Annotated in this window: 9 protein-coding genes; 4 read left to right on the top strand and 5 right to left on the bottom strand. The window is 69.4% G+C overall.

What is annotated here, in order from left to right; all coding sequences use genetic code 11:
- Nucleotides 1–248: 248 nt before the first annotated feature.
- The 4 genes from DQW85_RS35785 (at nucleotide 249) to DQW85_RS35770 (ending at nucleotide 3,532) form a co-directional block, all read left to right on the top strand.
- Complete coding sequence (locus tag DQW85_RS35785) at nucleotides 249–1,604, top strand: amino acid permease (protein ID WP_113704179.1); 1,356 nt, start codon at nucleotides 249–251, stop codon at nucleotides 1,602–1,604.
- A gap of 1 nt (nucleotide 1,605) precedes the next feature.
- Entirely contained in the window at nucleotides 1,606–2,019 is a 414-nt protein-coding gene (locus tag DQW85_RS35780; RefSeq protein WP_113704178.1) for a RidA family protein, read from the top strand.
- Nucleotides 2,020–2,069: 50 nt separating this feature from the next.
- A complete protein-coding gene (locus DQW85_RS35775) occupies nucleotides 2,070–2,912 on the top strand; it encodes a fumarylacetoacetate hydrolase family protein (protein WP_205315659.1) in 843 nt (280 codons plus the stop codon).
- 62 nt (nucleotides 2,913–2,974) lie between these two features.
- Nucleotides 2,975–3,532, top strand: a complete 558-nt coding sequence (locus tag DQW85_RS35770; RefSeq protein WP_113704176.1) for an ATP-binding protein — start codon at nucleotides 2,975–2,977, stop codon at nucleotides 3,530–3,532.
- Nucleotides 3,533–3,578: 46 nt separating this feature from the next.
- Here DQW85_RS35770 and DQW85_RS35765 read toward each other — a convergent pair whose 3' ends face one another.
- The 5 genes from DQW85_RS35765 to DQW85_RS35745 all read right to left on the bottom strand — a co-directional run.
- Nucleotides 3,579–5,300, bottom strand: a complete 1,722-nt coding sequence (locus DQW85_RS35765) for a S8 family serine peptidase (RefSeq protein ID WP_113704175.1) — start codon at nucleotides 5,298–5,300, stop codon at nucleotides 3,579–3,581.
- Nucleotides 5,301–5,499: 199 nt separating this feature from the next.
- Nucleotides 5,500–6,042 carry a hypothetical protein gene (locus DQW85_RS35760; protein WP_162795648.1) on the bottom strand — a complete coding sequence of 181 codons (543 nt, stop codon included), beginning with the start codon at nucleotides 6,040–6,042 and terminating at the stop codon, nucleotides 5,500–5,502.
- A gap of 126 nt (nucleotides 6,043–6,168) precedes the next feature.
- Complete coding sequence (locus DQW85_RS35755) at nucleotides 6,169–6,636, bottom strand: YdeI/OmpD-associated family protein (RefSeq protein ID WP_205315658.1); 468 nt, start codon at nucleotides 6,634–6,636, stop codon at nucleotides 6,169–6,171.
- A gap of 37 nt (nucleotides 6,637–6,673) precedes the next feature.
- The gene (locus tag DQW85_RS35750) at nucleotides 6,674–8,992 is read right to left on the bottom strand and encodes an ATP-binding protein (RefSeq protein ID WP_113704173.1); all 2,319 of its coding nucleotides are present in this window, start codon (nucleotides 8,990–8,992) and stop codon (nucleotides 6,674–6,676) included.
- Nucleotides 8,993–9,228: 236 nt separating this feature from the next.
- A partial coding sequence (locus DQW85_RS35745; RefSeq protein ID WP_205315657.1) for an amidohydrolase family protein occupies nucleotides 9,229–12,319 on the bottom strand: 3,091 nt, incomplete at its 5' end.

Raw genomic sequence — 12,319 nt, 5'->3', positions numbered from 1 at the left:
GGCTGAGCTGCTGCCGGACGAGCTCAAGGACGGCAACCCGCTGGGCATCCCACGCCGCGTCGACGGCGTCCTGACCAGCTGAGCACGGCCTCCCCGTGTCGCCGTCCGGGCGGCACGGGGAGGCGCCGATGGACAACTGTTGACAGTTGACACTTTTCGGTCTTAGCGTGTTCCCGCAGGCAGGAAGGGTCCGTTGACGATTCGCGGATCCGCCTGAAGGGCACTGGGCATGGACAAGGAGCCTGCTAATGACTGACGACACAAGCAACCAGAGCCCGGGTGGCGGCTCGCCGACGACAACGGCGAGCGAGCTCGCCGGTCCGGCGCCACGGACACGGCTCGAGGCGGGATCGCTGAGTTTCACCGAGGTCTTGATGCAGGGGGTGACGCACATCGCGCCCGCGTTCGGGTTGTTCTTCTCCTTCCAGTTCATCTCTTCGCTGACCGGTGTCACCGCCCCGCTCGCCTATCTCGCGGGCTCAGCGATCATGATCCTCATCGCCGTGTCGCTCGGCAGCATGGCCAAGCATCTGCCGTCCGCAGGCGGTTACTTCACCTATGTCAGCAGGGCCCTGAGCCCGAGGGTGGGCTTCTTCATCAGCTGGCTGTACGTCCTGTACTCGCCCATCGCCGCGGGCCTGGTGTTCGGGATGACCGGGGCGGTGAGCAACAACTACTTCAAGTCCGAGTTCGGGTTCGAGATCGCCTGGTACTGGTGGGTCCTGGTGGGCCTGCTGGTGACGGCAGCCGTGTCGTACCGCGGAATCAAGATCACCGGCCGGATGCTGCTGCTGACCGGCCTGATCGAGATGGCGATCCTGCTCGCGCTGTCGTTCACCGGCCTGGGCAAGCCTGGCCCTGGAGGGTTCAACTTCTCCTCTTTCAATCCCGGCGAATCGCTGAGCGGGAACGGGTTCTACCTGGCCGTGGTGTTCTCCATCGTGGCCTACACCGGCTGGGAGTCGATCGGGCCGCTGGCCGAGGAGACAGCCAACCCCCGTACCCGCCCGCTGGTGTTCTCCAAGCTCACTTCAGCGCTGACCGGCCCCTACGACGCGATCTCCTACCCCTTCGGGGTCACCGAAGCCGTCGACTACGAGGTGGAGCTCGCGGTCGTGATCGGCAGACCCAGCCGCGACATCACCGTCGCCGAGGCCCGGCGGGCGATCGCCGGCTACGTGGTCGTCAACGACGTCAGCGCACGAGACTGGCAGTTCGCCGACGATCAACAGCTGACCCTGGGCAAAGGCTTCGACGCCTTCTTCCCCACCGGCCCCTGGGTCACCACCGAGGACGAGGTGCCCGACCCGCAGAACTTGCGGATCCGCTGCTCGGTGGACGGCCAGGTGGTGCAGGATTCCTCCACCGCCCAGATGCTCTGGGGGGTGTTCGAGCTGGTGAGCTGGCTCTCCCGGATCTGCACCCTGCTACCGGGCGACCTGGTCGCCACCGGCACCCCACCCGGCGTCGGCATGGGCCGCGTCCCGCCCACCTACCTGCGGCAGGGCCAGACGGTGACCAGCGAGATCGACGACCTGGGCACACTGCGCAACACGGTCGCCCTCCCCACTGAAACGGTCGCCCTCCCTACTGAAGGAGCATGACATGGCAGGCGAACTGTTCGACGTATCCAGGGTCCCGCTGTCGATGGTCAACGAAGCCGGAGGACTGATCTTCGTCTCCGGGCACGTGCCCATCGACGCGTCCGGGCGCCTGCTCTCCGACGGCAGCATCGAAGACCAGGCCGATCTCGTCCTGCGCAACATCAACGCGGCTCTCCAGACCCACGGGTCATGCATGGAGGACGTGGTCAAGGTCAACGTGTTCCTCGCCCGCGCCGAACGCGACTTCCCGGCCATGAACCAGGTCTACGCCCGCCACTTCGCGTTCTCCCCACGGCCGGCGCGATCCACCATGGGCGTGGAACTGGCCGTCGACGTCCTCATCGAGATCGAAGCCATCGCGGTGCGGGGACACGCCGCCAACGTGACCCCTGACCGAGAGGCGCGGGGGACATGATGATCATTCGGTACCTGACGCCAGACGGCAGCGGAGCCCGTGTCGGGGTCTTGACGGATCTCGGAGCCGTTCACGGCCTCGGCGTCGGTTCGATCGCCGAACTGCTGAGCCTGCCCCTCGCGCAGGTCGAGGACCTGCTGGAGCAGGCGGTGGAGACGATCGCGCTCGACGCCGCTGACATCGCCCTCCAGGCGCCGATAGACGGCCTGACCGAGGTGTGGGCCGCCGGGGTCACCTATCGCCGGTCGCAGGAGGCGCGCATAGAGGAGAGCGAGGTCCAGGACGTGTACGCGCGTGTCTATGACGCCGACCGGCCTGAGCTGTTCTTCAAATCCGTCGCCTGGAGGGTGGTCGGCGACGGCCAGCCGATCGGCATTCGCGAGGACTCCGCGACGAACGTCCCTGAGCCCGAGCTGGCTCTCGTCCTCAACAGACATGGCGAAGTCATCGGCCTCACCGTCTGCGACGACATGTCATCGCGGTCCATCGAGGGGGCCAACCCGCTGTATCTGCCTCAGGCGAAGATCTACGCCGGATCGTGCGCCCTCGGCCCAGGCATACGCCCGGCCAGAGACGTCCGGTTAGCGGACGGCCTCGACATCGCGGTCGAGGTGACGAGAGAGGCCGCCACCATCTGGTCCGGTTCCACGCGGACCAGCCTGATGCGCCGGTCCTACGACGAGCTCATCGACTATCTCTTTCGCGCCAACGACTTTCCCTTCGGAGTGGTCCTCGCGACCGGCACCGGCCTGGTGCCCGCCCTGGACATCTGTGTGGAGGAAGGCGACACGGTCACCGTCACGATCGACGGAGTCGGTGTCCTGACCAACCATGTCGTCCGCGGTGCCGCGGCCTTCTCGTGGCTGGCCGATGCCTGTCGCACCGTCCAATGACGATGACAACGCCGACCTGAAGAGGGCCGATCCTCGGTGGAAGGCAGCCAAAGGAACGAACGATGTGCCGGCACGAACCCACATGCCCATCCACGAACGTACGGTCTGAAAGCACACAGTCTGGAGGCGCGCACACACGAGCGTGGGGCAGGTTCAGAAGCGCTGTCCGCCAGGTCGGCGCGCTGGCCACCGGCTCGCTTCACCAGCCGGGCACCGAGACGGCCTCCTGGCCGCTGCCGCCCAAGCCGTCCGCCGTCCGCCGGGCCCGGCGGCTGACCCGCGCCCAGCTGGCCTACTGGCGGGTCGGTGGCCGTAGCGGGATCGCCGAGCGACTCGTCGGCGAACTCGTCACCACCGCACTGCGCGATACCGGGAAACCGATCCGGCTCACCCTGTGGTGGATGGACGGCATGCTGCGCTGTGAGGTCGAGGGCGCGGATCCCGCGCTCCCGCACGTGCGTGAGACCGACGAGGACGACGCACGACCGCAGGGGATGGGCCTGATCGACCAGCTGGCCTGCTGTTGGGGACGCGCGCACGTCGCGGGCGGGACGGCCGTGTGGTTCGAACTGCCTGAGCCCGCCGCGAGGAGCCAGATCGGTCCGTGTCGCTGCGGGTGAGGGCGGCCGGGGCCTTCGCAGGTGGCCCCGGCCGCAGGGAACGGGGTCAGCGCACGGCGCGCAGGGCGTCGACGATGCCGGAGCCGTAGAAGCCGTTGCGGGCCGTGCCGCCCTCGCAGACGTGCGTGGCGGTCACGGTGGTCCCGTTGGGCAGGTGCCTGGTGTAGGTGAAGGCGGGCGGGTTGGGGCAGGACGTCCTGGTGGCGGTCGCCCTGAGCGCCGCCTCCACGACGGCCGGGTTGAGCGTCTTGCCGCCGTGCCGCCAGTCGCGGTGCCCGAATCTGCTGACGATGAGCGCGGCCACGCCCGCGGCGCGCGGCGAGGCCATCGAGGTGCCCTGCAGATACTGGTAGTAGCCGCAGACGGCGCCGTTGCAGTCTCGGACCAGGTAGTCGACGTTGGGCGTGCCGTCGGGGTTCAGCTCGCCGCGTGCCCTGGCCAGCGACTCAGGGTAGGCCGAGAGCGTCCCCTTCGTCACGTCGCGGGTGTTGGCCGGGGTGTCGTAGACGTCACCGCCGGGGGCGGACACGTCGACGTAGCCGTTGCCGTAACTCGAGAAGTACGACTTGCGCTTGCTGATGCCCAGCGACGAGACGCTGATCACGTGCTTGCCCTCGGCCGGCATGGAGACGCAGCTGGGCGGGATCGTCCGCGAGCGCGGGGCCTCGCCCGGCTCGCTGACGAAGTTGGGGCTGGTGGTGTCGGTGTACTCCTTGGTGTAGTCGGCCGCCTGGTTGCCCGCGGCGGCCACCAGGGTCACGCCGTGCTGGTGGGCGTAGTTCAGCGCGCGCTGGGCGGCCTTGATGATCGTGGCCTGCTCGGCCCGGTCGGCGGGGGAGTCGGCCGGGTTGTCCGTGCAGTTGAACAGCCACGGGTCGATGAAGTAGCTCATGTTGACCACGTCGATGCCGTGGTCTCCGGCGTACGTCAGCGCGTCCACGCTGGGCTGGAGGAAGAAGTAGCCCGAGTCCTGGCCGGCGCGCAGGTTCACGATGGAGACCTTGGGGGCGACGCCCGCGATGCCGAGCCGGTTGGTCGGTGAGGCGATCGACGAGGCCACGTGCGTGCCGTGGTCGTTCTCGTCGACGTCGGCGGGGTCGTCGCACGAGCGGTCGGGCTCGGCCTCGCACGGCCCGTCGACCTCGTTGCCGTCGGCGTCGACCGGGATGTCCACGGTGAAGTTGCGGCTCAACGCGCTGTTGAAGTTCGGCGCGATGTCGGGGTGGGAGCCGTCCACGCCCGTGTCGAGGACGCCCACGAGGACCTCCCGGCTGCCCTGCTGGTAGCGGTGGGCGCCGTCGGCGGTCGCGTGGATCTGCTTCATGTCCCACTGCAGTTCGGCCAGCGGCTCGGCGGACGGCCCGGGGTTGCCGCGGCCGGTGCTCGCAGTGCCGCCGCGGCCCTCCTTCTCGACGGCCCTGGCCTCGATGGCCCTGCGGGCGTCGGCGGAGGCCCTGGCGGCCTTCGGCACGCTGCCGACGGGACGGTTGCGCACGACCCCCTCGATGGCGGCGTTGCCCCGCGCCACCTGCGCGAAGTCGGCGTTCGTCGTGGTGACGGTGGCCATGCCGATGGCGGTGTTCTCCTTGACGATCTTTCCGCCCGCGGCCTCCACGGCCTGCCGGGCGCCTGTCGCGCCCTCCTTGTAGAGGACGACGTACTCCCTTTCGGGTCCGGAACGTAAGCCCGCCCCTTCGGCCTGGGCCGGGACGACGAGCGCCGCTGCGGCCAGGGCCGCGGCGGCGGCAACGACGACAATGCGTTTCACACGCACCTCCACGCGAAGAAAGATTCGCCGTTACTGTGAAGCGGAAAGCGCGCGTGGCCTAGGGTGTAGCCGATTTGTGGCCAAGGCGTGATCTACGGCGCGTCCGCGACGGGGAGCCTTGTCGCGCTTGGCCGCGGCGGAGCCGGGGCCGAGCCGGCGGGTGAGTTCGCGCGGCTCGGCCGGCCTCTGGCGGAAGCGTTCAGGGAATGACACTGAGGGTGCCCAGGAAGACCTTCCGTAGGCTTCCACTGCATTCGTCGGTGAACTCCACGCTGATGTTCGCGAAGGCCCCGCCGACGAAGTCGACGCGCCTGAGCTCGTCATCGTGGTGGATGACGCCGTTGCTGCGCGCGGGCTTGGTCGTCCAGGTCCCCTGCGGGGAACCAGTGAGTCGGTATACCGCCCGGGTGCCTGGCTTGACATCGCCACCGAGGGCGACGTAGCTGAATCCTTGGATGACGTCACCGCGTGTGATCTGGACCGTACCCCCTGGCGCGAGGGTCGTGATCGAGTTTCCGGGGCCGTGCCTGAGGTCGCCACTGCTGTTGCTCTTCCACATGCCGACGTACGACGGGGCGGGGCAGTCGGCTGAGGCAGGCGCGGTGACCGCGCCGCCGGTTAACAGGGCCATGGTCGCGATCATCGCAATGGCGATGATCCACGGCAGTCGGGTCGGGCGCAGAGCCCGCACAAGCGTGTCCATTGACGATCTGCCTTTCTCTTCGGGGGGAGCGACTGCCATGAAGCTAGACAAGGACCACGCCGGCGTCTTGATCAGATCGACTAATCATCCCGAGGCCCGCAACAAGCGGGACTCACCAAGCTTGTCTTTTCGGTCCCGGGGCCAGGCGGAGCTGGGTGAACCCGCTCAGGCCCTGGGGCGCTGCTTCATCCCCGCCTCCAACAGGCTGACCATTTCGGCGATCCGCTGCGCGCGCGCTTCGGGGCGGCGTTTGGTGGCATCGATCCAGCGCAGATAGGCACGCCGGTAGAACTGGGCGAGCGAGTCGAAGAACGCGCCCGCCGCCGGGTTGGCCTCCAGCGCCGCGGCCACGTCCTCGGCGAGATCCGCCCGCTGTGGTCCCTCAGGTGCCAGCACCACGCTCACCTGGGCGCCTGGCTCCAGCCCGCACCGCAGCCAGGCGGGGCCGAGCAGAAAACCGCGTTGCCCTTCGTGTTCGATGATCACAGCGCGGATGCCCATCCCGTTGAGCGTGCCTGTCACATGGTGCACAGGCTTGGGTGCCCAGACTCGATCCGGGTCGAACGGCACCGGGACGAACAGGCGTCCCCGCCCGCCGGGCCGGCTCTCGGCGGTGTAGTGCTCGTCTCCCACGCCTCGATACTGCCACGGCGACCGTGCCGGCGATCTGTCAGCGAGCTTCGGGACGGTGACGTTCGGCCATCCACGCGGCGACACTCGATCGGGAGGTGAACCCGAGCTTGCGCAGAATCCTCTCGACGTGATGTTCGGCCGTGCGCGGCGAGATCACGAGTTCCGCCGCGATCTCCCTGCTGCTCATGCCCTGCGCGACCAGTTCGGCGACCTCCCACTCCCGCTTGGTCAACGACGCCTCTTCGTCGAACGCCCGCCGCATCGCCACCTCGAGTTCCTCTCCCCCCGCGTAGGCGACCGCCTGTTCGAGGGTCAGCACAGTGCCGTTGCGGAAGGCCGTGTCGTACGCCCGGTCCCCCAGGGCCCGGCGGACGGCGGCCACCGACCGGTCGTGATAGGACACCGTGTAGCCGTACACCGCGAGACCGGACTGCCCCCATAGCATCTGCAGCGCGCCGAACAGGGTGGCCGCGCGTTCTCCCTGCCCTTCCGCGGCCGCGATCCACGCCAGCGTCTCCAGGCACATGGAGCTGCCGAACATGTCGTTGAAGGCGATCTTGAGACGGAGGGCGTCCATTTCGAGCCGGGTGGCACGCCCGAAGTCGCCCTGGAGCCACGCCACCATGCCGGACGCCCACAGCGCGTAGGACCGGAGCCAGCGCTCCTCCCGTTCCCGGCTCATCGCGAGGCACTCTTCGCACAGGGCCGCCGCGCGGGACGTGTCCCCGCGCACCATCGCGACCGCCGCGACGCGGAACAGGGCATGTGCGACTCCGAGGGGATCACCGACCGCCCGGTGACGCGCGAGCGCCTCGTCGGCGAAGGTGGCCGCTGTCGCCGGATCGCCCTGGAACAGCGCGTTCGTGGAGCGCAGGTTCGCGACATAGGCGAGGCAGCGGCGGTCATCGAACCGTTCGGCCAGCACCTGGCACTCGTCGAGCCGGCGCATTCCGGTGTCGACGTCGTTCCGGAAGGTGGCGAGCCAGCCGTCGACCCACAACGCCTTGGCGCGGGCGGTGGAGGGTGTGCCGTCGATCGCGAGCAGGCGTTCGAGCCAGGCGCGTCCCTCGCCGGCGAAGCCGCAGTAGAACCAGAGGATCCGCAGGGACGCGGCCATGCGCAGCCCTGTCTCCGCCTCGCCCGGCTCGGAGCAGCAGAACTCAAGGGCAGCGCGCAGGTTGGCGTGTTCGTCGCGCAGGCGGTCCGACCACGCCTGCTGGCGCGGGCCGAACCACTCGGACTCCGCTCGCTCCGCGACGGCCAGGAAGTAGTCGCGGTGCGTGCGCGCCGCCGTCACCTCTCCGGACTCCCGCAGCCGGTCCCGCCCGTACGCGCGGATCGTGTCGAGCAACCGGTAGCGCGTCCGCGATCCGTGATCGTCCCGGATCAGGATCGACTCGTGCACCAGCCCCGTCAGCAGGTCCGGGATGTCCTGGCGGCTCAGGCCACCGCCTGCGCAGACCACCTCCGCGGCCTCCAGGTCGAAGTCTCCGGCGAACACCGACATCCTTGCCCACAACGCCTGCTCCCGCGGCGAGCACAGGCCGAAGCTCCAGTCGATCAGAGCCCGCAGCGTCTGCTGGCGGGGGAGCGCGGTGGTCCTCCCGGCGGTCAACAGGCGGAAGCGGTCATCGAGCCGCTCCAAGATCTGCGCTACCGACAGGGTACGCAGGCGCACCGCCGCCATCTCGACGGCCAGCGGGATGCCGTCCAGCCGCCGGCACAACCGGCCCACTAGGGGGGCGTTCTCCGGCGTGATCGTGAAATCCGGCAGTACCGTCGACGCCCGGTCGGCGAACAGCATCACGGCGCCATAGCGGTTGACGGCGGAGTAGTCGGGGTGGTCCGATTCCGGCGCCTCAAGTGGCTGCACCTCGTAGACGCGTTCCTCATCCATCCCGAGCGAGGACCGGCTGGTGGTCAGGATCCTCAGCCCCGGAGCGGCCCGTAGCAACGTGTCCACCAGCCGACCGCAGGCGTCCCGCAGATGTTCGCAGTTGTCGAGGACCAGCAGCAGCCGCGCCTGCGCGAGCTGCTGCGACAGCATGGCCAAGGGCGGCTGAACGGACTCGCCGGTCAGCCCGAACGCAGCCGCCACGGCCTGCGGCAGCAGCCGGGGATCTGTGAGCCCGGCCAGCTCGACCAGCCACACCCCTGTCTCGAACGCCGACCGGGAATCGGACGCCGCCTGGAGAGCGAGCCGGGTCTTGCCGACCCCTCCGACCCCCGTCAACGTCACCAGGCGTGAGCTGGACAGCAGCTGCCTGACCTCGGCGAGCTCCTGTCGGCGATCGACAAAGTGCGTGACTTCGGCCGGAAGGTTGTACGCCGGTCCCGGCGCCATGAACACGGCCATCGCTACTCAACGTCAGCTCGTGAAGCGGCTGCTCAACCTCGGCGGCATGTCGCAGCTTGTCCTTCTGTGTGGGCGCGGCACAGTGTGCCGGTACCTTCCGACGACGATACCACCGCGCCCTGATTCCCCGCCGCTGCCAGGACTCGGGCCAGAACTACGGCGTGCGCGAGAAGGCCCACGATGGCCGGTTGGGTTCGGTGCGGCGTGGAAACCGCACCGAACCCCTTCAGTGAGTGTCAGTGCTCGTGGCCGCAGGAGAGGCGGGCGCTCTCCAGCTCGGCAGGACTGTTCCACCACAGGCCCGCGGTGCTCGGGTGGGCGGGGACGCGGGGCCTGACCTTGCCGCGGGATGCCAAGGCACCGGCTGCGGCCTGGTGGGTGACCGTGGCGGACGGGTACGGCGCGAGCAACTGCTCGACCGTGTGGTGTCTCCCGCCGACCACGACGGCGGTGACGTTCGCCGCGTCCTCGATTCGGGAGAGCGGATCGCCGTCGACGATGGCCAGGTCGGCGTACATGCCCTTGCCGATCCTGCCCAGCGGCTGGCCCAGGTACGCCCCGGACGTGCTGGTCGCGGTGGTGAGCGCTTCCAGGGGGGTCAGGCCGTACTTGACCATGGCGCGCAGGTTCATGTGCATGCTGATCGCGAGGTGATCGATCGGTGCGTCGGTGCCGGCGGTGACGATGCCGCCGCCGCGGACCATCGCCGCGAGCTGGGCGACCTGGTTGGCGAGGTTCGCCCGGGTCGCCGTCTGGTCGGTGGTCTTCGCCGAGGTGACGGACTCCTGCAGCTTGGCCATCCGCCAGTTCGGATAGAGCCGCTGGACCCGTTCGTCGGTGACCAGCGAGGTGTCCTCCTTGTAGAGGGTCTGGGAGATGAACAGGGTGGGGGTTCGGGCCATCTTCGAGGCGTTGAACATGGAGATGACGTCCGAGTAGGCGGAGCCGACATTGGTGACGGTACGTGAGTAGCCGAACCTGTTGGTCGCGCCGACGTGCTCGGTACCGTCGCCGCCCATCGCGATCGCCGGATAGTGGTAGTGGGACGTGACCGGTCTGCCGTGACGGTGGGCCCAGTCGATGACCTCCTTGTGCCAGGCGACGGGCAGCCGTACGTAGCACTTCATCAGGTCGTAGTCGAGCCTGGCGGCGCGTTCGAGCTCGAGCCGCAACTGCTTGTGGGAGAACGTCGGGCGCATGAAGTTGTAGTAGATGCGCGCCCCGTCGATGGCCTCGCCGGTGCCCAGGTAGCGTGGCGCGAGCCGGGCGCCCGACTGGACCGCCTCGCGCTCCTCGACCATGTGGTAGGCGGGCGAGCCGGGTGAGCGGGTCGTCGTGATGCCGAGGGCCAGCCACAGCGGCCCCTGCCGGGACCCGTAGGCGTAACCCTGCATTTCGCGGTGGTGGTGGATGTCGATCAGGCCGGGCATGACGAACCTGTCGCTGGCGTCGACCAACGTGCCGGCCCGCCCGTCCCGGTGCGGCTCGATCGCGGCGATGCGCTGGCCGCGCACGACGATGTCGACGTCGCGCGCGACGGTCGCGGAGACGCCGTCCCACATGCGGCCGGCGTGGACGACGACCTCGTCGGCGCCTGGGGCGTTGCGCCAGGAGAGCTGTACCGGGATGGACCGGCCCGCCCCGCCGTCGACGCGGGCGGTCTTCAGCCGCCCGCCGTTCAGGTAGAGGAGGGTCGCGGAGTCGCCGGCCCAGGCCGGGGCGTCGGACAGCTCTCGGGTGACCTGACGGGCCGGGCCGCTGGGCCGTCCGGTCCTGTCGACCGGCAGGACCCAGACGAGCGACTCCATGGCGAAGGCGAGCATGGTCCCGTCGGGTGACCAGACGGGGCCGTCGTCGCCGCGCGTCTGCAGCGATCGGTGCGGGGCCGGGTCGACGTACGTGGCGGCGCCTGTCGCCCGGTCGACGAGGAGGATCTTGGACAGGCCCTCACGGTAGCGTCGCGAGTACGGCACGACGGCGGCCATGGCGATGGTCTTCCCGTCAGGTGACCAGGTCGGCCGGCCGGGTTCGAAGGTGGCGTCGAAGACCTTCTGGATGTCACCGGTGGCGACATCCAGGACCCACAGCGCGCCGTCCTGGTCCAGGTAGGCCATCTCCTTCCCGTCCGGTGACCACCGGACCGACAGGGCGGCGGAGTCGGTCAGATGTGTCAGCTGCCGGTCGGTGCCGGTGGCCAGATCGCGGACCCAGATGTTGAGGGTGCCGGTGCGGTCGGTGACGAACGCCAGCCGACGCCCGTCGGGGGAGAAGTCCGGGTCGGCCTTCCACCACGGATCGCGGAACAGCGGGATCGGCTTGTCCCCGATCCGCATCGTGTAGATGTCGTTGAGGGCGCGGAACGCGATGGTGGATCCGTCCGGTGACACGGTGGGGCTGCCGATGCCGACGACCGGGAACGACCCGGGCGCGTCGAACACCCGGACGCGCTTGTCGTACTTCGGCGTGGTCGTGGTCAGCGCGGCGGTGAAGCCGACCGTGCCGGCGGAGGGGGAGCCGAGGCGGCGGGTCCGGATGGCGCCGGCGGAGGTGTAGAAGTAGCGCCCGTCCGCGCTGAACCGGGCCCGGAACGGGAAGACCTCCTCGCCGGTGACGAGCGTGTCCGCGGTGCTGGCCAGGTAGTTCGCCCCGGCGTGGAAGAGATGGTAGGCGATGTCCGTTCCGTTCGGCAGCCAGGACGGCTGGTGGATGACGTGACCCGCCGGCACGGTGACGGCGGTGCTGCGAGTGCCGGTGGCCACGTCCACCACGTCGATCCTGGTGTCCGCGACGACGAACGCGACCTTGGTCCCGTCGGGTGACCAGGCGGGCTCGTACTCCTCGGCCGGCGTGTCGGCCAGGACGCGGGTCTTGCCGGTGGCGACGTCGAGCAGGTGGATGCCGTAGCTGCCGCCGGCATCAGAGGAGTAGGCGATCGCCCGCCCGTCGGGGCTGTACCGGGGCTCGCGATGGTCGAACGGGCCGGTGGTCAGTTGCGTGATGGCGGACCCGTCGGGCCGGATCGTCCACAGGTTGAAGACGCCGTCGCGGTACGACTGGAACACGATGGTGGCCCCGTCCGGGGCCCAGTCCGGCTGGGCGATGTCGTACAGGTCGCTGGTGAGCCGGCGGGCGGTGCCGCCGGAGGCGGAGCAGACCCATAGGACGCCGAGCATGTCGAGGGCGAGCATGCGGCCGTCCGGTGAGGGTGCGACGGCGAAGTCGGTGCCGGACGTGACGGAGGTCCCGCCGCCGTGGCGGGCGCCGTCGGCCCGGGCGCGCGTGGCGGTGGCGGGGATGATCGTGGCGGCGAGGGCGGCGCCGGCGCCG

The organism is Nonomuraea lactucae (assembly GCF_003313395.1).
Classification (GTDB): Bacteria; Actinomycetota; Actinomycetes; order Streptosporangiales; family Streptosporangiaceae; genus Nonomuraea; species Nonomuraea lactucae.
Note: the sequence above shows the minus strand (reverse complement) of the source record. Positions and strands in the feature narration are given on the sequence as shown.

Coding starts and splice junctions, on each gene's coding strand:
- DQW85_RS35785 (WP_113704179.1), top strand. CDS start 249: ATGACTGACGACACAAGCAACCAGAGCCCGGGTGGCGGCTCGCCGACG.
- DQW85_RS35780 (WP_113704178.1), top strand. CDS start 1,606: ATGGCAGGCGAACTGTTCGACGTATCCAGGGTCCCGCTGTCGATGGTC.
- DQW85_RS35770 (WP_113704176.1), top strand. CDS start 2,975: ATGTGCCGGCACGAACCCACATGCCCATCCACGAACGTACGGTCTGAA.
- DQW85_RS35750 (WP_113704173.1), bottom strand. CDS start 8,992: ATGGCCGTGTTCATGGCGCCGGGACCGGCGTACAACCTTCCGGCCGAA.
- DQW85_RS35760 (WP_162795648.1), bottom strand. CDS start 6,042: ATGGCAGTCGCTCCCCCCGAAGAGAAAGGCAGATCGTCAATGGACACG.